General features: G+C 47.8%; 23 protein-coding genes. 14 read left to right on the top strand and 9 right to left on the bottom strand.

Translation table 11 applies throughout. The features are described from left to right. Window positions 1–2 precede the first annotated feature (2 nt). Together H6G45_RS11305 and cbiB are read left to right on the top strand one after the other, a co-directional pair. Window positions 3–1,205, top strand: coding sequence for a serine hydrolase domain-containing protein (locus tag H6G45_RS11305; protein WP_190598538.1), 1,203 nt, complete (start codon window positions 3–5; stop codon window positions 1,203–1,205). Next, window positions 1,205–2,212 carry an adenosylcobinamide-phosphate synthase CbiB gene (gene cbiB, locus H6G45_RS11300; protein WP_190598629.1) on the top strand — a complete coding sequence of 336 codons (1,008 nt, stop codon included), beginning with the start codon at window positions 1,205–1,207 and terminating at the stop codon, window positions 2,210–2,212. The genes H6G45_RS11305 and cbiB overlap by 1 nt, the downstream gene beginning before the upstream one ends. On the opposite strand, the gene prfB is transcribed toward cbiB, so the two are convergent. Beyond that, window positions 2,183–3,302 (bottom strand): peptide chain release factor 2 gene (prfB, locus tag H6G45_RS11295; protein ID WP_190598537.1). Its coding sequence is split into 2 segments (ribosomal slippage): window positions 2,183–3,223 and window positions 3,225–3,302, totalling 1,119 coding nucleotides; the frame shifts between segments, so codons are not numbered across the junction. The two genes, cbiB and prfB, sit on opposite strands and share 30 nt — an antisense overlap. A gap of 355 nt (window positions 3,303–3,657) precedes the next feature. Here prfB and H6G45_RS11290 point away from each other — a divergent pair. After that, window positions 3,658–3,903 carry a hypothetical protein gene (locus tag H6G45_RS11290; RefSeq protein WP_190598536.1) on the top strand — a complete coding sequence of 82 codons (246 nt, stop codon included), beginning with the start codon at window positions 3,658–3,660 and terminating at the stop codon, window positions 3,901–3,903. On the opposite strand, the gene H6G45_RS11285 is transcribed toward H6G45_RS11290, so the two are convergent. After that, window positions 3,904–6,591, bottom strand: a complete 2,688-nt coding sequence (locus tag H6G45_RS11285; protein WP_190598535.1) for a chloride channel protein — start codon at window positions 6,589–6,591, stop codon at window positions 3,904–3,906. Between the two features lie 111 nt (window positions 6,592–6,702). Between H6G45_RS11285 and H6G45_RS11280 the strand changes: the two genes are divergently transcribed. The 7 genes from H6G45_RS11280 (at window position 6,703) to H6G45_RS11245 (ending at window position 11,984) form a co-directional block, all read left to right on the top strand. Then, complete coding sequence (locus H6G45_RS11280; protein WP_190598534.1) at window positions 6,703–7,206, top strand: DNA recombination-mediator protein A; 504 nt, start codon at window positions 6,703–6,705, stop codon at window positions 7,204–7,206. A 20-nt stretch (window positions 7,207–7,226) separates the two neighbouring features. Further along, the gene (locus H6G45_RS11275; protein ID WP_199309716.1) at window positions 7,227–7,664 is read left to right on the top strand and encodes a PIN domain-containing protein; all 438 of its coding nucleotides are present in this window, start codon (window positions 7,227–7,229) and stop codon (window positions 7,662–7,664) included. Next, window positions 7,664–7,873, top strand: a complete 210-nt coding sequence (locus tag H6G45_RS11270) for a hypothetical protein (RefSeq protein WP_190598533.1) — start codon at window positions 7,664–7,666, stop codon at window positions 7,871–7,873. The genes H6G45_RS11275 and H6G45_RS11270 overlap by 1 nt, the downstream gene beginning before the upstream one ends. Window positions 7,874–7,901: 28 nt before the next feature. Continuing rightward, window positions 7,902–9,080 (top strand): DUF58 domain-containing protein, encoded by a 1,179-nt coding sequence (locus H6G45_RS11265; protein ID WP_190598532.1) that lies wholly within the window; start codon window positions 7,902–7,904, stop codon window positions 9,078–9,080. A 117-nt stretch (window positions 9,081–9,197) separates the two neighbouring features. Continuing rightward, window positions 9,198–9,773 (top strand): prepilin-type N-terminal cleavage/methylation domain-containing protein, encoded by a 576-nt coding sequence (locus H6G45_RS11260; RefSeq protein WP_242018142.1) that lies wholly within the window; start codon window positions 9,198–9,200, stop codon window positions 9,771–9,773. Between the two features lie 877 nt (window positions 9,774–10,650). Continuing rightward, window positions 10,651–11,049, top strand: coding sequence for a hypothetical protein (locus tag H6G45_RS11250; protein WP_228016911.1), 399 nt, complete (start codon window positions 10,651–10,653; stop codon window positions 11,047–11,049). Between the two features lie 11 nt (window positions 11,050–11,060). Further along, entirely contained in the window at window positions 11,061–11,984 is a 924-nt protein-coding gene (locus H6G45_RS11245; protein WP_190598528.1) for a hypothetical protein, read from the top strand. A 219-nt stretch (window positions 11,985–12,203) separates the two neighbouring features. On the opposite strand, the gene H6G45_RS11240 is transcribed toward H6G45_RS11245, so the two are convergent. Together H6G45_RS11240 and H6G45_RS11235 are read right to left on the bottom strand one after the other, a co-directional pair. After that, complete coding sequence (locus tag H6G45_RS11240) at window positions 12,204–12,512, bottom strand: hypothetical protein (protein ID WP_190598527.1); 309 nt, start codon at window positions 12,510–12,512, stop codon at window positions 12,204–12,206. 169 nt (window positions 12,513–12,681) lie between these two features. Continuing rightward, entirely contained in the window at window positions 12,682–13,062 is a 381-nt protein-coding gene (locus tag H6G45_RS11235) for a hypothetical protein (protein ID WP_228023949.1), read from the bottom strand. 223 nt (window positions 13,063–13,285) lie between these two features. On the opposite strand from H6G45_RS11235, the gene H6G45_RS11230 reads away from it, so the two are divergent. The 4 genes from H6G45_RS11230 (at window position 13,286) to H6G45_RS11215 (ending at window position 16,354) form a co-directional block, all read left to right on the top strand. Next, window positions 13,286–13,441 carry a ribbon-helix-helix protein, CopG family gene (locus H6G45_RS11230; RefSeq protein ID WP_228016907.1) on the top strand — a complete coding sequence of 52 codons (156 nt, stop codon included), beginning with the start codon at window positions 13,286–13,288 and terminating at the stop codon, window positions 13,439–13,441. Window positions 13,442–13,507: 66 nt separating this feature from the next. Then, window positions 13,508–13,744 (top strand): DUF3134 domain-containing protein, encoded by a 237-nt coding sequence (locus tag H6G45_RS11225; protein ID WP_190598525.1) that lies wholly within the window; start codon window positions 13,508–13,510, stop codon window positions 13,742–13,744. Window positions 13,745–13,999: 255 nt separating this feature from the next. Then, window positions 14,000–14,884, top strand: coding sequence for an S-methyl-5'-thioadenosine phosphorylase (locus H6G45_RS11220; protein ID WP_190598524.1), 885 nt, complete (start codon window positions 14,000–14,002; stop codon window positions 14,882–14,884). 144 nt (window positions 14,885–15,028) lie between these two features. Next, window positions 15,029–16,354, top strand: a complete 1,326-nt coding sequence (locus H6G45_RS11215) for an aminopeptidase P N-terminal domain-containing protein (RefSeq protein ID WP_190598523.1) — start codon at window positions 15,029–15,031, stop codon at window positions 16,352–16,354. A 212-nt stretch (window positions 16,355–16,566) separates the two neighbouring features. Here H6G45_RS11215 and H6G45_RS11210 read toward each other — a convergent pair whose 3' ends face one another. From H6G45_RS11210 to H6G45_RS11190, 5 genes are all read right to left on the bottom strand, one after another. Then, a complete protein-coding gene (locus H6G45_RS11210; protein WP_190598522.1) occupies window positions 16,567–17,175 on the bottom strand; it encodes an ATP-dependent Clp protease proteolytic subunit in 609 nt (202 codons plus the stop codon). A gap of 125 nt (window positions 17,176–17,300) precedes the next feature. Beyond that, complete coding sequence (locus H6G45_RS11205; RefSeq protein ID WP_190598521.1) at window positions 17,301–17,978, bottom strand: ATP-dependent Clp protease proteolytic subunit; 678 nt, start codon at window positions 17,976–17,978, stop codon at window positions 17,301–17,303. Between the two features lie 221 nt (window positions 17,979–18,199). Beyond that, entirely contained in the window at window positions 18,200–18,370 is a 171-nt protein-coding gene (locus H6G45_RS11200; protein ID WP_190598520.1) for a hypothetical protein, read from the bottom strand. Between the two features lie 16 nt (window positions 18,371–18,386). Next, a complete protein-coding gene (locus tag H6G45_RS11195; RefSeq protein WP_190598519.1) occupies window positions 18,387–19,601 on the bottom strand; it encodes a type II secretion system F family protein in 1,215 nt (404 codons plus the stop codon). 123 nt (window positions 19,602–19,724) lie between these two features. Beyond that, window positions 19,725–20,834, bottom strand: a complete 1,110-nt coding sequence (locus H6G45_RS11190) for a type IV pilus twitching motility protein PilT (protein ID WP_190598518.1) — start codon at window positions 20,832–20,834, stop codon at window positions 19,725–19,727. Window positions 20,835–20,932: the final 98 nt, after the last annotated feature.

The following is a 20,932-nucleotide window of genomic DNA, read 5'->3' as shown; positions in this document are numbered from 1 at the left end:
CTATGAAAAAATCCGTATTTGTGGTCGGTGCGTTAGCATTTTTTTTGGGTTTACCCGCCGGTAATGCCTGGGCAGAAGCCTTAGATGAAAAGGTACAAAATATCCTGGATGAACATTATCAAACCTATAAACAGGATGAATTTTTCAGTGCTATTCAGTTGTCTACTAAGGTAGGGGATGGAGAAACTAAAACCTACGTGGTGGGCAATAAAAGCCATAGTCCCAACAGCCCCGCCATTGATGCCAACAGTCTTTTCCAAATTGGCAGTATAACCAAATCTTTTACCGCTGTTCTCCTCCTCCAAGCAGAAGCGGAAGGAAAAGTTTCCTTGTCCAACAATTTTGCTACCTATCTACCAGAATATGACCGCTGGAGTGGCGTAACAATTACCCAGTTATTGAATATGACTTCTGGGTTACCCAACTACAGTGATAGCCCGACTCTTAACTATGGTTTTGTGCAGAGTCCAGAGCGCATTTGGCAAGATGAGGAATTAGTAGATTTGGTATATCCTCGGGCTAATTTACCCTCTCCTCCCTTAAATACTGGTTACGCCTACACTAACACCGCTTATACTTTGGGTGGCCTCATTTTAGAAAAGGTTTATGGTCAAAGTTATGCCGATCTAATTGATGAAAAACTTTTGCAATCGTTGGAGCTAGATAATACTTTTTATCCCATTCCCAGCTATCCCCCAGGAATTTTAGCCCGCATGGTGGAAGGTAATAATTTTAACCCCTACACTAACCCTGAGTTAACAGGCAGACCATTCGATAGTAGCAATCTTTCCTGGGCTGGAGCCGCCGGGGGTCTGGTGGCCAATACACAGGATATTATCGATTGGGTCAGGGCTGTATTTATCGAAGATCAATTACTTACCCCACAGCAAAAAGAAAAGTTAACCCAATTAGTTTCCCTTGCCAGCGGTGAACCGATTATGGGCACAACAGCGGCAGAACCCACGGGATTTGGTTTAGGAGTTGTCCAGGGTTACCACGAAGATTGGGGTCAGTATTGGTTTTACCAGGGGGAAACCCTTGGCCATCGCTCTTTTTATCTCTATTTTCCTTGTAATGAAGTAATCGTTTCTGCTTTATTTAATAGCGCCGTCGATGATCACAATAATAATGTTAAACCCCTTTTGGTCGGTGTTTATCAAGCTCTCTTAGATGACCAGCCAAATTTAGTTTGCAAAAGTCAATAATGATGGTGGAAGAGCTAAATCTTTTTCCCCTCAATGCTTTGGTTATTCTAGGAGGATCTGCCTGGTTAGATTTTCTCCTGGGAGATCCTAAGTCTTGGCTGCATCCAGTGCAATTGATTGGCTGGGCAATTAATTTTGCTAGTCAGTTAATTATCAAAAAAGTTACAGGCAAAACTGCTAGGCGTTTATGGGGGATTTTTTTAGGATTAAAAATAATTATTGGCAGTGGCTTTCTAGCCTGGTTAATCGTTCACTTAGCTGAAAAAATTTCCCCTGTTTTAGCAATATTTATACAAATAGTGGGTGTTGCTAGTTGTTTTGCCGGTCATAGTTTAGCCCAGGCTGCTCGGTCAGTGATCGAACCTTTAAAAATGGGGGATTTGTCCACTGCTCAACAGAAATTAGCCCTATTCGTGGGCAGGGATACAGATAATTTATCGGAGACGGAGATTTTACGGGCCACCGTGGAAAGTGTGGCAGAAAATACGGTGGATGGGGTCACAGCGCCCCTTTTTTATGCCCTACTAGGACTAGCCATGCCTTTTATTGGCCCCTGGCCTTTGGCGATCGCCTATAAAGCAGCCAGTACTTTGGATTCCATGGTGGGCTATAAACGGGAACCTTATACGGATTTAGGTTGGTTTAGTGCGCGGCTAGAAGATTACTTAACTTGGTTACCCTGTCGCCTCACCGTATTAATGCTGGCATTACTGTCGAAAAAACCGAGGCAGATCTTGGCCATGGCCCGTCGAGACGGCCCCCTTGATCCCAGTCCCAATTCCGGTTGGAGCGAAGCCATTTATGCGGCCATTTTAGGAGTGCAACTGGGGGGCGATAACTATTACCAAGGGGTGTTGAAAAGCAAACCTTTATTAGGGGATGCAGTTCAGCCTTTAACCATAGGCAAAATCAGCCAAGGTTTATGGTATTCTCGCACGGTTTTCCTCTGGCAGTTGCTATTGGGATTGATGATAATTTTAGCTATCCAAGCGGGTGCTATGCCTTAGGTAAGCCTCAATAAAATCGGACAATTCCCCGTCCATCACGCCACTCACATCGGTGGTTTCTAGGTTGGTGCGTAAATCCTTGACCAACTGGTAAGGGTGAAAAACATAGTTACGAATTTGGGTGCCCCAGGCCGCTTCCACCATATCTCCCCGAATTTCGGCGATCGCCTGGGCGCGTTGCTCTTCCAGCACAATCAATAGCTTGGCTTTGAGGATGGCCAGGGCTTTTTCTTTGTTTTGCAACTGGGAACGTTCCTGGGTACAGCGCACAGCTAAGCCCGTGGGTAGGTGAACAATCCGCACAGCAGTTTCTACTTTGTTCACATTTTGCCCTCCCTTACCCCCAGCCCTAGAGGTGGAAATATCTAGGTCTTTATCGGGAATATCCAAATTAATCGCCTCTTCCCCTAGCAATGGCATCACTTCCACCCCAGCAAAACTAGTTTGACGTTTACCGTTAGCGTTAAAAGGAGAAATTCGTACCAGTCGATGGGTACCCTTTTCGGATTTTAGGTAACCATAGGCGTAGCGTCCTTCAATTTCTAACGTGACGGATTTCAAGCCCGCCTCATCCCCTTCGGAAATTTCTGCTAAATGGACTTTGTAACCCTGTTTTTCACTCCAACGGGTGTACATCCGCAGTAACATTTCCGCCCAGTCTTGGGCATCGGTGCCTCCAGCTCCAGCATTGATAGTTAACGTGGCTCCTTTAGCGTCGTAGGGTCCAGATAACAATTGTTGCAGTTCCCAGCGGTCTAATTCTTTTTGCAGTTGCTCCAGGGTGGTTTCTGCTTCCGTTAACAGAGCCCCATCGTCCTCTAGTTCCAAAAGCTCCACAATGGCTTGGCTATCCTGCCATTGCTGTTGCCATGTATGCCATTGGTGCAACTGGGATTTAGTGTCGTTCAAGGTCTGGAGAACCTGTTGGGCTTGGTCAGTATCGTCCCAAAAATCTGGCTGGGCGGCACACTGCTCCAAATCGTGAACTTTTGCTTTCAAACCCGGCAGGTCAAAGATAGTCCTGGGTTTGCCCCAGGCGGGAGGAGATTAACTCTAGGTTTCTTTTGAGGTCTGTTAATTCAGTGATCATTGGCAAAAAATGTTCTTTGGCGCCAACCCAAGTATATGGCCATTGGGTTTGCCCTGCACCGGGGGCGATTCATCAACAAAGCTTATCATCTGTGTCAAGATTTGTTAATTTTGCTTGGCTAATCAAATTATTATCCCTATGATTTTGTAAATATAGATACAGAAAATATTCCTTTCGCTCCTAACTAACCTTGGAATGCGGTTGGTGGGGTCTAAAGTCTGTCCCTAAAGTTTCCCGTCTTTTTGGGAACTGGATGGAGGAGTTAGATAGCAGCCCACCGGAAAATCCCTAGGAAGGATTGGGCAGGGAAGGTTTTCTAGACGGATTTTGCTGGTTAGTAAAACGGAGAGGACTTATGTCGCCACAAACGAACCTGTTTAATGCAACGGCTTCAATGCCGGTCAATGATATGGCTGTGGGTTGGCATGCTTTTTGTCATATTACGTATAACCGAGACACCTGGGTAAAACTGCTGGAGACTCCTGGGGATTATGCTTTTGATGAAGCGAAGTTGCTTTGTCAGAATTCTGCTACCACTTGGGTTGCCTGGGTTCCAGACCATGGGGAAGTCGTTTTAGACCGCAGTAATTTTTATTGTTAATTACTCAGCCAACTGGTCTGCCAGGGGAGGGGCGATCGCCGGAGGAGTATCCACTGGCCCCCGAAAGATAAACACGGTGGTGTTGGTTTGGGTGGCAATTTGAGTCGGTAGATTGCCGTGGATGACATTTTTCAGCAGCCCTTCCCGACTAGCTCCCAGCACGATCGCCGCACATTGGCGCATTTCCGCCAGGTCACTGAGGGCATCGGCGATGGAAGTGGAGCAAACTGGAATGGGAATAATCGGGCGTTGTAACTGTTCCGCCCACCGTTCCGCCAAAGTTTTCAGGTCATAAAAGGGATCGTAGCGCTGGGACTGGTGAGGCAGATAGACCTTAGAGATTAACAGTTGGGGATTATTTTCTTCTGGGTAGAGGGAAAACAGCGCCGGCAATAGGCTCAGCATCTGCTCAATGTTGGGACCCCCCGCCACCGGCATTAACCAGTGGGCCATGGGAGAGAGGTAACGGGGATAGGCATGGACATTGGTGCCCTGTTTGACCATCAACAAAGAGCAGGGAGCCTGGTCAATGAGGCGATCGGTGATGGCACCGAAAATTTGTCCCCCAATGGGCATTTCCCCTTGCCACTCCAGAATGAGTAAGTCACTGTGGCGGGTTCTGATGGTGTCAAGGATGGTGTCGGTAACGCTGAAGGCTAGTTTGATTTCCGTGTGGAGCAACACCCCTTGGTGCCGGGCAATGCGCTCCAATTTTTGCATCAGTTGCCGTTGCCTCTGCCATTGCACCCGTTGTACAGAAGGGGATTGGGCCTTGGATACCTTCACTACCTGCAAACAGTCAATTTCGTAGTTTTGCTTTTTGGCGATCGCCGCCGCAATTTGGAATAACACCAAGGCGCTGTTGGGGTCTCGGATCGGTAACAAAATACGCCCTTCCCCCACCAATGGCGATCGGGTTTGGTAAACGCTGTAGGCAGGATGGGGAGGATGGATAATTTGCCCGCCCAGCTGACTCACCTCTTCGCGAATAATGTCTGTGCGGGTGATAATACCCACCAATTTGTTATCCCCTTCCACCACCGGCAAGCGGGAAAGTTGATAGCGGTTGAGTAAATAAAGCACATCACTGAGGGGCGCTTCCGGGTCCACGGTGATCGGATTGGGGGTCATGATTTGCTTTAGGGCAATGTGCACCGACTCCTGGGCCGCATTGGCCAAATCCGTTTGGGTAAATACCCCCACCAATTTTCCCCCCTGCACCACAGGAAAACCCCGGTGATGGGAATTGGACATAATTGGCAGCACCTGGGCTAAGGTTAAACTCTGCTCTAAGCTTTCCACATCGGTTTTCATTACCTGATGGGCCCGGATATCGGCCAAAAAGTCGTGGTCTGGCTTTTCCTCCGCTAAAAAGATCCCCTTGGTTTCCAGTAAATGGTCATAAAGAGAACGGGGAAATAGACTTTCCGCCACTAGATAGGAGGTGGCACAGGCCACCATGAGGGGCAACACCACATTAAAGTTGCCGGTTAATTCAAACACAATGATGATCGCCGTCACCGGCACCCGCACCACACTGGTAAAAAACGCCCCCATCCCCGCCAACGCAAAGGTGGTTTGAGTGATCTGGTCTTGCCAATGATTACCAAATTCCCCCACTAGATAGCCCAAGGCAGAACCCATTACCAGGGCCGGCGCAAACAGTCCCCCCGGCGCATCGGTGCTGTAGGCCAAAATGGTCAAAATAAAATGGGCCACTAGGGTCAAAATCACCTGATGCCAACTCAGTTCCCCAGAGGTGACAAATTCCCTCAGTCCCGCATTGTCCCTAAAAAAGCTTGGCAAGAGGGCGATCGCCACTCCAGAAATTAACCCCACTACCCCAATGCGAATAGCTAGGGATAGGTTTTGTTTTCTTTGCCAGCTTTGTAAGGAGAGAATACTGCGGTTGAGCAACACCCCCAAAATTCCCGCCAAAATCCCCAACAATAGATAGAAGGGAATTTCCGCCATGGTGAAATCCACCTTTGGACTATTACCCAAGCTGTGGGCCAGATTAAGATCACTGGATTGAAACACCAAAGAGGTGACAGCCCCCACAAAGGAAGCCACGATCGCCGTTTCCAGGGTCAAGCTGGACACATCCCGCATCAACTCTTCCACCACAAACAAAACCCCCGCAATGGGAGTGGTGAAACCCGCGGCTAGTCCTGCCGCCGCCCCGGCCGCAATCATTTGCCGACGATGTTCCGGGGAAGTGGGAAACCAACGACTCAATTGGGCCGCCAAGGCCGCACCAATATGCACCGTGGGGGCTCTCCGTCCTAAGGTCATGCCTCCCCCCAACACCAGCACCGTACCCACCAGTTTCACCACGGCCACTTGCCAGTTCAGGGGAATGGGATAGCGGGCCAGAGCCGCCTTGACCTGGGGAATGCCGCCGCCCCCCGCCGGCCGGGAAAATTGTTCGATCAATATCCCCGCTAAACTACCAAATACCAAACCAAAGCAGGGCAACACCCAAATGGCCCCGTAGGTATCGGCTAAGCTTAAACGGGTAGACCCCAGCCAATTAACTCCACTTTTGATCACCAAGGCCGCCAGAGCAGAGACAAATCCAATCACACAGGCTTCGGCGATCGCATAACGGCTATCGATGGCAGTGCGGCCATAGTGTCGGGACCGTAACCATTGAAGCCACCGTTGCCAAAGGGGAAACCAAGCCATGGGGAGAGAATTGCTAAAACAGTTTTAGGGCAAATTTGGGGATCGCGTCGCCATCCGGCAATCAGTTTGTTACAATAACAGCGGTCACCACAGCCTTTGAAGAGAGCGTCTTTGAGCCAAGTTGTTAATATCCCTACCCTAGATACCTTAGCGCAGGAACTGGCCGCTATTCAGCAAACTGGTTCTAAACGCATTGCCCTGTTGGGATCTCGCCATGTGCCGATAACCCACCAACACTTGATCGAAATGATGAGCTATGCCTTGGTTTTGGGCGGCAATCACCTGGTCACATCCGGTGCTACGGGCACCAACTCCGCTGTTATTAAGGGAGCCATGCGGGCCGATCCTAATTTGCTCACGGTAATTTTGCCCCAAAGTTTAGACCGCCAGCCGAGGGAGTCCCGTAATCAGTTGGGGCAAGTGATTCATCTGGTGGAAAATACCGAAAATGATAGCCTTTCCCTGGGGGAAGCGAGTACCATTTGTAACCGAGAAATTGTCAGCCGTTGCCAGCAGTTGATTTGCTTTGCTTTCCACGAGAGTCACACCCTGTTGCAGACCTGTGCGGAAGCGGAGGAACAAAGAAAACTGGTCACTCTGTTCTATTTTGATTAGAATTTGATCGGTGAATTTTAATGCTAATTTACCTCGATATGTGTACTTTACAGCGTCCTCTAGATGCCAGAACACATATCAGGGTAGCAGTTGAAGCTGAAGCAATTTTGAATGTCCTCGTACTTTGGGAATCAGGGCAAGTTAAATTGGTTTCTTCGCCAGCTTTGGTGTTTGAAGCAAATAAAATCAGATCACCAATTAGAAAGGCTTATATTGCAGAAATTTTGTTGAAGACAGATGTGTTTGTGCCAGGGAGCGCCGACATTGCACAGTACGCACAGGAGCTTGAGGGTATGGGGATCAAAACTTTGGATGCACTACATTTAGCCTTCTCAATTAAAGCAGAGTCAAAATACTTTTGCACCTGTGACGATAGATTTTTGAAACGAGCCAAAAGTTTGGATACCAGACCAACCAAAGTTGTTTCTCCTTTAGAATTAATTGCGGAGTTCTCTTAATGATTACTGAAACGAAAAATCTCAGCGAAATCACCCAACAAGCCATAGAAATTCTCTTTAAAGAGGTTGGTATCTCCAATACGATCCGTTTTTTGAATCAGTTTTCGATGGGATACGGAAACTATACGGAGGAGCGGAGGGACTTGTTTGAAGATTTAACTATGGAACAGTTTTTGTCGGAGATGGAAAATCTGGATCTTGACAAATAAAAATATATGAAATCATTGATAAAAATATATGAAATCATTGAATTTTGCTGATTGGTTGGAAAGGCGTTGGGTGACCCCTTCCTATGCTGGCTGGTTACTTTTGGTGCTGGCCATCTGCCTATTTGGTGCCGCCACTAACTCCATGGCTGGTTGGCTTTATGTCATCAGTGGCATTAGTTTTGCTCTGTTGATCATTGCTGCCATTCTCCCCAGGCGATCGATCCGGCAGTTGGAATTAGAGCGTTTTCCGATCCAGCCAGTGAGTGCGGGGGAGGATTTGACCATTACCCTCCGGCTCCACAATAACCACAAGCAACCCAAAAGTTTACTCCAGGTGTGGGATCTATTGCCCTCGGAACTAGGACGGCCTCAAGGTAAGGCGATCGAACTTGTGCCCCCCAAGGATTTTTACCAATGGAGCTATTTCCAGCCTACTCAAAAACGGGGGGTGTACCACTGGCAAGATTTACAGTTACGCACCGGCACTCCTTTAGGTTTATTTTGGTGTCGCCGTAGTCAGTCTGTTCCTGCCAAGGCTATTGTGTATCCCCAGGTGCTCAAGCTTCAGCAATGTCCTTTGGTGGATGCCATTGGGGCGGAGGATCAAGACCGGATATATAGCGATCGCCATTACCAAGCTGCGACGGAGGGAATGACTAAAACTTTGCGGGCCTACCGTTTTGGTGATCCCACCAGACTGATCCATTGGCGCAGTAGTGCCCGATTTGACCAATTTATGGTGCGGGAATTAGAAGTAGTGACGGGGGGGCAGGAGTTGGTCATTTGTCTTGATAGTGGTGCTTTATGGCAAGCAGAAATTTTTGAGCAGGCCGTCATTGCAGCGGCTTCCCTCTACTTCTACGCTGTGCGAGCCCAGTTGAATGTACGACTCTGGACAGCGGGGGCTGGCTTAATCTCAGGTGGGCGATCGGTATTAGAAGCCCTGGCAGCGGTGCAAATGAACGAAGCAGTCCAGCATGAACTACCCCAAAAGATTCCTCTGTTATTGCTTACTAGTAGGGCAGAAAGTATGACAGCTTTAGCCAGTCATAGCCGTTGGCTTTATTTTGCTTCCCCGGATGAATTATCATTATTCGCCCCCCGCTCTGCCCTTTGTGCTGGCTTGATGGTTGAGCATGGTAAAGATTTGTCTCAACAATTACAGCGACCTCCGAATTTTTCCCAAGGATCTTTAGCTAAGGCTTAAAATAATACGTGTTTATGCTGAATGTGTGCTGGGTCACTCCATAAGGAATGGTGTTAGAGTAATCCTATCGGCCACGATATGCCCCCCCCAGGGTTTTATTTCTCGTTAGGTTCAGCTATGTTCAACGCTATTTCACCCTCATTTCGACCCCGCAGTGCCTTGCTGTGGAATTTGATTCGTCAGTCTCCATCTGCCCATCACAAAAGTGACAGTGATGGCGATCGGGGCTTCACCATGTTTGAAGTGCTGATTGCCTTGATGATCTCCTTTTTGTTTCTGACGGGAACTCTAAATGCCATGGTGATGGCAACAGTAATGCGGGTTAAAGCAGAAAGACAGGCTGAGGCAGGCTATTGGATTAGGGAAGATTTAGAGCGGGTGAGAGCGTTAGCTGCAAATTTTAACCCTGCCGCCAACAATGGCTGTTCTGATAGTACAGTCGGTGCGAAGTTTAATACGGCCAGTGCTGCAAATTCTGGGCTGGCAAATTCTACAAACCCAGCGACTACAACAAACACTAGACAAATACTGGGTCGCAACGCAAGTTTAAGTCGAAATACCACCGGAGCCAACAACGTCCTTCAGATCACCTACACCGTTAGGAACACTGAAATTACAGATGCCGACAAAAATGTTCTTGCCAGTCTTTACACCGAAGTTCTTCCGGCCGCCGCTCTTACCTGTGGTCCGTAGGCGAGGCAAATTGATGGTAACGGATTTAAAAATAATCTATGTTGAGGATGGTTCATGATGACAAGAAGTTATGGTGCTAGGCTTCCTTCAAAAATCCTTTGTAGCTCTCCCGCCAGGGCATCTCACCAAGGATGGACACTGATAGAAGTGGCAGTGGTTGCTGTCATCGTCAGTATTTTAGCATCCTTGGCTTTGCCAAGCTTTGGCAAGATGCAGGCCAGAAATCAGCTCCGGGGGGCTATGGCCCAGGTACAGGGGGCATTTCAGGAAGCCCAAAGAAATGCAATTAAAAAAGGCTCCAGTTGTGTGGTGGATGTTAACACTACCAATAGAACAATCAGGCAAAACAGCGCAAGTTCAAATAATGGTTGCATTCCCAATCCGGTTAGCATACCAACCAATCAGAGCATCACAATGTCATCTCCCTCTGGCACCACAAGTGTTACATTCTCCTACAAAGGCAATCCCAGTGCGTCAACCGACCAAACTATAGTTCTATCCCATGAAATAACGAGCTTGGAACCTCGTTGTCTTGTGATAGCTTCCGGGATAGGCATTATGCGCTCCGGTTATTATCAAGGAATGACTTGTACCCCTGCCCCATGAAGATTAGAATTCTGGCTTCGTGAAGAATTGCTGAGATATCTCCCGGACCGCTGTTTTTATTTGAGATAATAAATATACTAAAAGCTAATGATCTCGTCGGAGATGTTAGCCTATGGTCAGTCGCACTATTTTTTACCTATTTTTCAAGCTGTTTGATCGACATCGAAAAAAATCACTTGGTTGGACTTTGATTGAAGTGGGAACAGTAGCAGTGATAGTGGGAATTTTAGCGAGTTTGGCAATACCGTCATTTATGAGAATGAAGGCCAGAATGGACACTAGAAATGGGATTGACACCCTCAAGCAAACTTTACAGCAAGCCCAGCGTAATGCCATTAAAATGGGCAAGGAATGTCGAGTGCAATTATCGCCCAGCAGTAGTCCCCCTAAGATCCTTCTTGATAATGATCCAAGGTACAGCGGCTGTTTGCCCTATCGAGAAGTGCCACTGGAAAATGTAGCATTCCATCATAACTTCCCCGGTCCTAATATTCGCTTTTCCTATAAGGGCAATTCGACTAATTTAGGTACGATGGTAATAGAGTCAAAAAATGTGACGGGGATTCGCTATTGCTTAGTAATGTCAAATATGATTGGCATGATGCGTACTGGTAATTACTCGGAGGCACCTCCCACCATTGGGTCTTCCCATTGCCAGAGAGATGTTTAGGAGAACTCGCTATGAAAATTTGGTTGTATTTGTTAATCCGCATTGAACAAAAATCAAAAGGTTTCACCTTACTGGAGCTCTTGATTGCTTCAGTTATGACTTTTTTTGTAGTTAGTGGTGTCGGGTTTGCCATTGTCATTATGACCAAGGACAATATCACTTCCCAGGTTTCTGGAGACTTGGTTTTCAATACCACTAGGGCCGCGGATTTTATTACCGACGAAATTAGGCAAGCGACTTTTATTTCAACAAATTCTGCCGATATACCAACTAGTACAGTTAGTTGTGCAATGGCAAGCGGAGAGCAATTTGTGATAGGTTTAGCGATTGCTTCTTCCCAATTAAATGTGGTCTACTATACCAAAACTCCTCCCGGTAGTCCATGGTTGGGGCCTAGTTCGATTTACCGTTGTGGTCCCCCATTGAATGCCAGTGGACAGCTAGACCTCACTCCTGCAAACAGGACAAAATCAATTCTTGTAGATTCCATCACCACCAATGCAACCGCGAGAAACGAAACGTGTGCTTCTGGAACTACTAAGTTTCCCGCCAGTCCAAGTGCAGGGTTTTTTCTCTGTGTCAATAATAGCAACCCAAACCTTGTTGAGCTAAGGCTAACTAGTCGTTCTGATAAGTTAGCAAGTGATGGTCTTGGTGCCGGCAGAAATTCAGCAAGCTCAGGTAATTATCGAGTTGTTGCTACTGCCTTTACTCGGGCGGCTTCTGGAGTTGCAACTTTAAACGGAAGTGGAACATGCACGGGCGTTACAGTGGCAGTTGATGGCAGACCAGCAATTAACTTCTCTAGTGGCATGAGCGTGGTGGCGAACTCTAGCAGCGCATTCGTTTTTAGTCCTGGTGTATGGGTGAAGACAGGCAATACTTATACTGGTACCGGTGGTTCACTGGCTTGCACCATTACTGCATCGTTCTAGGGATTGAGTTAATCACTATAATCATTATTAGGAATGAGATTGAAGTAGTTAAAAAATAAAATTTTCAAATTTAACTCTGTTGTTGTTTACTTATATTTTGGCTTTTGACTGAAGAGCGATCGCCTGCTGCATTTGCAAATATCAGAAATAGAAATAAAAAACAGGGGAAGCAAGAGGTAATTCCCGCTTCCCCAGTAATAGGCGATGGCAATGTCAAGACTAGAACTGTTTCTTAACCTGCTCAAATGTGTTGGACAATTCGTTCCAACTTTTTTCTAAGCCTGCTTGTAATTCTTCCCAAGCTGCTTCACCAGATTGTTGAAGATCGTGCCATTTCCCCATTAAAGCGTCCCGTTGGGCCTGAAGATCTTTGAGGGCTTTTTGATAGTTAACATTGGCATCTGCGGCTTTTTCTCTAGCTTCGGCAGACATCTGATCAATCTGGGCATTGAGCTTGTCAATTTTTGCTCTTACCTTCTCTTTATAGGCTTCTTTTTCTTGGGCAGTCATGGTGGTGGGGTTGGACATAAATGTTATCCTCTCTGATTTTGTTTACTGTAGGTTTTCTACGAAAGCTGTACCGGCTGGCGATCGGAAAGAAAATGTAGAACATCTCCCGGCATCACACCAGTGGGGCCAGTTAGTGTTGTTTTTTAGAATGCTTATTTGACTGAATCAGCCTAGTCCTGGGTCAGGACTAGAATCTACCAGTGATGGATAGGGCGACCACAATTAGGGCTAAAGCCAGGTTGGCGGCCAATCCGAAACCAATTAACTTGCGTCTAAACTGTTTTCTAGAGCCTGGATCAATTTCTGATACGGGGGGAGAAACCGGGTAAGCGTTAATCAAACCCGAATCGGTGACCCGGTAAGCAGGCTCAACGTTGGGGGAAGAGGGCGCATTCGCTTTGCCCTTGTTTTCTTTCATTTCTGACTCTGGAGTCAGAGGCTTTTCCCTCTCTGTCAATCCCTTAGCGGCAACTTCAGAGGGAATTAGCTCGCTTCCATCGCTGATATGTTGACCGCGGTTATTTTTAGCAGTGGTTTCTTTTTCCAGTGCTGTATTTTGGCTATCCATTGATAACCCTCCATCTAACGACAGCAAGTACTTGCCTTGCTATAAGTCCATTATAACTCCCCGTCGTGCTTTTGTCAACTCAAAGTAATTTAACTTTAAATATATTGTCGTAACTTTATAACTATTTTGTTATTACAAATGAAATCGTCAAAGCCCTATAAATTGCCATGTCAGTCCACTGAAAGTTGCTATGCTGGGAAAAGAGAAGGACTCTGTGCGGGCAATGATTAGAACAAAACCGAAATCCGATAAAGTGCTGACGATTCGCTTACCAGAAAAAGATTTGATTCATTTAGAGCGCTACTGTACGGCGGAGGGGCGGACAAAAACCGAGGTGTTGCGTCAGCTCATCCAAAATTTACCAGCCGTTCCTGACTAGGATCCTATTTTTGCTACAATGGTGGGTCGCTCAAAATAGATAATTTAATAGTTGGCATTAAGCACTATGTACAATCCTTCCCTCCGTCGAGAAGCCCGTTATGAGCCAGCGGCGGTTTTACCCGTTACCCGTGAGCAGTCCCTGATTGACTGGCTAGAAAGTAATAATCGTTTGATTTATCGGGAAATTGAAGAGGGTACCACCAGCAATATGAGTGATGAAGATGTGGACATTGCTGAGTTGATGGATGGAGATGACAATCTCTATAGTGATGACAGCAGTGATGATATGGATGAAGATTAAGCCTGAAAAACTAAGTTAATTTGGCTGTCCAGCTAGTTTTCACAAACTCCGATCGCCATGGGAGAATCTTCTTCTTGGATATTTAGGGGGGGGATTCCCAGGGGCTACCTAGGAGTGAGTGGGAAGGATGTTATTGGGGAGTCCTTATCTCACCCCAGGGATTGGGGCATATTTTTGTGAAGAGGAGGATGTAACCTTTCCCTCGCTTTGGACAGTTTAATTGTCGAACCAATCTCATGAGGAAAGAATTCCACCATGGTAAATGCACAAATTGGCATCATCGGCGGCAGTGGGTTGTATCAAATGGACGCCCTCAAAAATGTTGAGGAGGTAACCCTTGATACGCCGTTTGGGGCGCCTTCAGGCAGTTTTATTGTAGGGGAATTGGCCGGGACACCAGTGGCTTTTTTGGCCCGCCATGGCCGGGGGCATCACCTTTTACCTAGCGAAATCCCTTTTCGAGCCAATATCCATGGCATGAAACAGTTGGGGGTTAAATATTTAATTTCTGCGTCGGCGGTGGGTTCTTTGCAGGCAGAAGCAAAACCTTTGGATATGGTTGTTCCGGATCAGTTCATTGACCGCACTCGCCAGCGGATCTCCACTTTTTTCGGCGAGGGAATTGTCGCCCACATTGGTTTTGGTAATCCCATTTGCCCCCAGTTAGCCCAGTGTCTCTCCACGGCGATCGCCAGTTTGGAACTGGAGGGGGTAACGCTCCATAACCGGGGAACCTACGTGTGTATGGAGGGCCCAGCCTTTTCCACCATTGCGGAATCGAATTTATATCGCAGTTGGGGGGGGACTGTCATCGGTATGACTAATCTGCCAGAGGCCAAGTTGGCCAGGGAAGCGGAAATTGCCTACGCCACTTTGGCCTTGGTAACCGACTATGACTGTTGGCATCCAGACCATGACCATGTGACGGTGGAGATGGTTATTGGTAACCTACAAAAAAATGCGGTCAATGCCCAACGGGTAATTCTGGAAACGGTTCAACAATTGGCTGTCAATCCCTTTGATTCCATTGCCCACAGCGCCCTACAGTATGCGGTGCTAACCCCCCCGGATAAGTTTCCCGCCGCCACCTACGAAAAGTTATCTTTGCTTTTGGACAAATATTATTCCCCTTCCCGGTAGAAACATGGCGGAAGTTTCAAAATTGGGCAAATTCTCCCCACAGCCTGAGGATCATGCATCTTAGGAGCAAACCTGCCACCGCCGTGCTTTTTCCCTAACCAGTACAATGGGGATATTACCTTTTAGCCCGTTCGACTTTTGCCCATGCACCCGGTTGTTAGTTCCGCTGAATATCGTCAACGTCGCGATCGCCTGATGGCCAAGCTAGGCCAGGGAACGGCCATTTTTGCCAGTGCCCCCCAGGCGGTGATGCACAACGATGTGGAATATGTGTTCCGTCAGGATAGTGATTTTTACTACCTAACGGGTTTCAACGAACCGGAGGCGATCGCCGTTTTCGCGCCCCACCACGAAGAACATCAATTTATTTTGTTTGTGCAGCCCAAGGATCCGGCTAAGGAAACCTGGACTGGCATTCGCTACGGTGTGGAGGGGGCCCAATCAACTTTTGAGGCAGATATTGCCTATCCCATTGGGGAACTGGATGAGCATTTACCAAAATATCTGGAAAATGCGGACAAAATTCATTACCATCTTGGTCGAGATGAAGCGTTAAACAAAACTATTCTCCACCATTGGCAACGTCAATTGGCTGCCTATCCTCGGCGGGGCTATGGTCCCCAGGCCTTGGTTAACTCCCATGGGTTAGTGCATCCCCTGCGGCAAGTGAAAAGCGAAAGCGAATTAGCTCTGTTGCGGCGGGCCTGTGACCTGTCGGCAATCGCCCATCAGCGGGCTATGGAATTTGCCAGACCTGGCCACTACGAATATCAAGTCCAGGCGGAATTAGAAATTATTTTTCGGCGGGAAGGGGGTTTGGGTCCAGCCTATCCCTCCATTGTGGCGGCGGGTAAAAATGCCTGCATTTTGCACTACATCAACAATGATTGCCCTTTGACGGATGGGGATTTACTGCTCATCGATGCCGGCTGTTCCTACGGCTACTATAACGGTGACATCACCCGTACTTTTCCGGTCAACGGCAAATTTAGCCCGGAGCAACGCACTCTGTATGAAATTGTTTTAAATGCCCAGGAAGCGGCGATCGCCACAGTGCAAGCAGGCAATCCCTACCACCAATACCATGATGCAGCGGTGTCAGTGATTGTGGATGGCCTAATGGATTTGGGTCTGCTGGTGGGGGACAAGGAAGAAATTATCAAAGAAGAAAAATATAAACCCTTCTACATGCACCGCACAGGCCATTGGTTGGGTCTTGATGTGCATGATGCGGGCAACTACAAACAGGATAAGGAAACCTGGACAGTGTTGGAGCCAGGACAAGTGCTTACCGTGGAACCAGGTATTTACATTGCCCCGGACATAAAACCCGTGGAAGGACAACCGGAAGTGCCGGAGCAATGGCGCGGTATTGGCATCCGCATTGAGGATGACGTATTGGTCACCGCCCAGGGCCCAGATGTGTTGACCAGCGCTGTACCCAAGGCGATCGCCGACTTGGAACACTGATTATTGGTTAGACTCCCTAACTCCAGTCAAAACCCAAGCATAGAGGGAATTTCGCCCACTGACCCAGGGGTCTGACTAAACTGCCCTTCTGTTATCAATGCTCAGAGCCACAAGAAAAATCTCCCCAGGCTTGCCTTAACTGCAGTGGGGAGATGGAGGGGTTTAGCTTGGCACCTTGCTAACGGTTTGGCCAAGGAACAATGATTGGGCTATTAGTTATTGCCCATGCTGGAGTTTTCAATCACTTTATCGATCAAGCCATAGTCCCGGGCTTCCGCCGCTGAGAGAAAATAATCCCTGTCAGTATCCTTGGCAATCTTTTCCACGGTTTGGCCGGTACGTTTAGCCATAATTTCGTTCAATTGTTGACGGATACGGAGAATTTCCCGCGCTTCAATGTCAATATCCGTTGCTTGGCGGCGACCGGTACCGCCCATGGGCTGGTGGATCATAATCCGGGCATGGGGTAGGGCTAATCGTTTTCCTGGTGCCCCAGAGGCTAACAAAAAGGCTCCCATGGATGCGGCCAGACCCACACAGATGGTAATCACTTCCGATTTGATATATTGCATGGTGTCGTAAATGGCCATGCCCGCAGTGACAGAACCACCGGGAGAGTTGATATACAGATAAATCGGCTTACTCGGATCATCAGAATCTAGATATAGCAAAAAGGCCACAATTCGATTGGCGATCGAGTCATTTACCTCTTGGCCAAGGAAAATAATCCGCTCTTGGCTCAGCCTAGTATAAATATCAATCCACCGTTCATACTGACTGCCGGGAAGACGAAACGGAACACTGGGAACACCGATAGGCATGGGTTTTTTCGCTTAAATTTGGGAATAGATTTGAATAATCAACAAAAGTCGGGACTTAGCTGATGGGGGACTGTGGCCCCGATTTGCTCAGTAGGGGTCGAGTCTTTAGGCAAGATTTAAATGGCCTAAATCACTGCCATTGGTTTGGGCAATTCCGCTGGGCTTTCTAGCACCCGGTCAATCAGTCCATACTCCTTAGCTTTGGCTGGGGTGAGATAAAAAGTCCGGTCCATGTCTTTAGCTAACCTTTCCTGGGTCTGGCCAGTGTTAAAGGAAAGAATCTCCAGCATTGTCTGTTTGTTGGAAATTACTTCCTTGGCGCGAATTTGGATATCCGTAGCCTGGCCCTGGGCCCCGGTGCGGTTTTGGTTAAGAACAATGGTGGCGTGGGGCAAACTGGCCCGATAACCCTTAGTACCAGCAGAAAGGATCATGGCGGCGGTGCCCATGGCTTGGCCAATACAAATGGTATGCACCGGAGGCTTGATGTAGTTGAGGGTGTCACAAATGGCGAAGGCTTCGGTTTCAAAACCCACTGCATCGCCGGTGTACCAGGAAGTACCGGTGGAGTTGATATAAAAATAGATTGGTTTATCGGGATCGTCGAATTGGAGATACAGCAGTTGGGCAATAATCAACTGGGTCACATCAATGCCGACCTGTTGCTTCACCTCGTCGGAGGAGAAAAGCGGCATCCCCAAGTAAACGATGCGCTCTTTAAGCAAAAGGGATTCAAGATCCGGCGGCGGCGTTTTGAAAGCCATGTCGCCATAGTAGGAGGATTGAACCGCAGTTATTTCCATGCTGTCAGGTAGGTGTCGATGGATAAAAAGGCGAAACCAGAGGAATGCCTTATTTGCCCGTGGATATTGGTTATGATCATTTTCCTTTAAGTTTAACCTTCTCTGCAAGTTTACCTAGGGCAAAGCGGCCCCTCAGAGCGTGATTACTTCGCCCCTCTCCTGTTTTTGGTGGCTAGGTCCTACGCCTTCCCAGGTAATAAATTTCCGCAAACTCCTAGTTCCTAAGCCGTCATCAACGTTGGCAATAACGGCCAGGAAAAACCGTCGATGTCCAGGGTAATGCTGGCGATCGCCAGGCATTTTATGTCTTGACCGAACGTGAGTTGTGACCAGCAATCACCAGAAAGCAGAGCGCTATTTTTTGAGTTACGCCCTGCTCTCTTTGTAACCACAGCGGTGGAAATTTAACTAGCCCAACTGATCAAAGATGGCAAACATGGGTAGATACATGGAAAGCAAAATGGTACCGACCATACCGGCAATCAAAACCATCATGGCTGGTTCGATGATACTGGTCAGGGCTTTAACTGTTTGTTCTACCTCATCCTCATAAAAGTCTGCCACTTTCATCATCATGGCATCCAGTTCCCCCGTTTCTTCCCCGATACTAATCATTTGAATAGCCAAAGAGGGAAAGACTTTACTTTGCTGCAGAGCCAAACTCATCATCCCCCCCTGTTGAATTTCACTAATGGCCCCGGCGATCGCATCGGAAATTACTTTATTGGGCACAGTGTTACAAACAATTTCCAGAGATTGAATAATGGGAACCCCCGAACGAGTGAGAGTACCAAAAACGCGGCAAAACCTAGCTACGGCGGTTTTTTCATTCAAGGGGCCAAACAAGGGTAGTTTCAACATCACCGCATCCACCTGTCGCCGACCAGCATAGGTTCCGTAATATTTTTTGAACAGAAAAACAGCAACCACAATGACAATTACGGGAATAATGGCCATGGGACTTCTTAAAAAGTTACTTAGGCCAACCATAAATTTGGTTAAAGCAGGCAGTTCTCCTCCCAAGTCATCAAAAATTCCCGCAAAGACAGGGATGAGAAAGATGGTCATACCCAGAAAAGCCACTACCGCCAGGAAACCCACCGCCACTGGGTAAGCCATGGCGGACTTAATCTGGTTTTGCAGACGGGCCATGTCTTCCAGCAGTTTGGAGAGCCGATTGAGCACTTCATCCAAAACCCCCCCAGTTTCCCCTGCTTCCACCATGCTGACGTAGAGATCGTCAAAACAGTCGGGATACTTGGCCATGGCTTCGGAAAGGTTGGTACCCTGTTGCACGTCGCCACTAATACCCGTTAAAGCCCGTTTTAATTTGGGGTTGGGGCATTGTTCCGACAGCACCCCCAAACAACGAACGATCGCCACGCCGGCATTGATCATGACGGAAAATTGACGGGAGAAAACCGCTTTGTCCTTAACGCCAACGTTGTTGAGTAAATTCTCGAGAAACTCAAGGTTAATTTCCCCGCCGGCTGGCTTAATAGTACCGATCGCCGCGTATTGTTGGCGGAGGATGGTACGAGCCTGTTCCGGGCTCATGGCTTCCACCTTGGCTTTGGTGGTTTTACCCTTACGATCTTTAACTTGAGCGACAAACGTAGCCATGGTTAATTGTCTCCGTCACTGGATTTACTAGCTTGGTTGAGGAACAGTCGGGGGTGAGGGGATTGATTCAGATAATCAATGGTAAACCACAAAAAAACTGCTAAGGAGTGGTCAATAGGGTATTTAACGACGTTTGGCGGCGGTCTGGGGGGACATGCCACCGATCAATCGCTGCAGTTCGTCGGGCTTGCCACTCTTAGCCAAACCTTCTTCTAGGGAAATTACCCCCGACACCACCAATGTGGCCAGGCCTTGCTCCATGGTCTGCATGCCCAACTTAGCCCCGGTTTGAATGGCGGAATAAATCTGGGCCGCTTTTCCTTCCCGAATCAAGTTGGCGATCGCCGGGGTAATGACCATAATTTCCTGCACTAGGGCCCGGCCAAATTCCCCAGGTTTGGGAGCTTTTTTCTTAACCAAATTTTGGGCAAACACCGCCAATAAGGAGTTGGAGAGCATGGCACGGATTTGGGCCTGCTGATTAGCGGGAAACACATCCAGCATCCGGTCGATAGTACTAGCCGCAGAGTTGGTGTGCAAAGTACCAAACACTAAGTGCCCAGTTTCCGCCGCAGTGATGGCGAGGGCGATGGTTTCTAAATCCCGTAGTTCACCCACCAGTACGATGTCTGGGTCCTCCCGTAGGGCCGCCCGCAGAGCATTGCTAAAACTTTTGGTGTCTTCGCCCCGTTGCCGTTGGTGAAATAAACTCCGGACATTGGGAAACACATACTCAATCGGGTCTTCGATGGTGAGAATATGTTCGGCTCTGGTGCGGTTGATTAAATCTAAAATTGCCGCTAGGGTTGTGGTTTTACCAGACCCGGTTTGTCCTGTGACCAGAATTAATCCCCTGGGACGTTCCGCCATTTCCCGCACAATGTTGGGGAGTCCCAATTGTTCAAAGTTGGGGATTTTGGAGGAAAGGGCCCGTAGACAAGCAGCATAACAACCCCGTTCTTTGTACACATTAATCCGGAAACGAGCTAGCCCCTTCACCCCATAGGAACAGTCCAATTCCCAATTTTGTTCTAGTTCTTTCCGTTGAGAATTATTAAGCATGCTAAAGATTAGCTTTTGGCTTTCTTGGGGAGTTAAAACTTCCTCGTTAATGGGTTCTAATTTGCCACTGACTCGAAAATAAACCGGTGCCCCCGCTTGAATATGCATATCGGAGCCGCCCATTTCCACCAACTGCTCCATCAGGTCTTCGATCATGTATTCCAATGCCATGACTTTAATGCTCCTATAAGTTCTTAACCCACAGCCAAAGCAAGCACAGGGGCTAACAAAAGTTTAATGCCACTTTCCTCTATTTGTCTGGCGATCGC

Source organism: Synechocystis sp. FACHB-383 (assembly GCF_014698605.1).
Classification (GTDB): domain Bacteria; phylum Cyanobacteriota; class Cyanobacteriia; order Cyanobacteriales; family Microcystaceae; genus Synechocystis; species Synechocystis salina.
The sequence above is the reverse complement of the archived record's forward strand: the minus strand, read 5'-3'. Positions and strand labels throughout refer to the sequence as shown.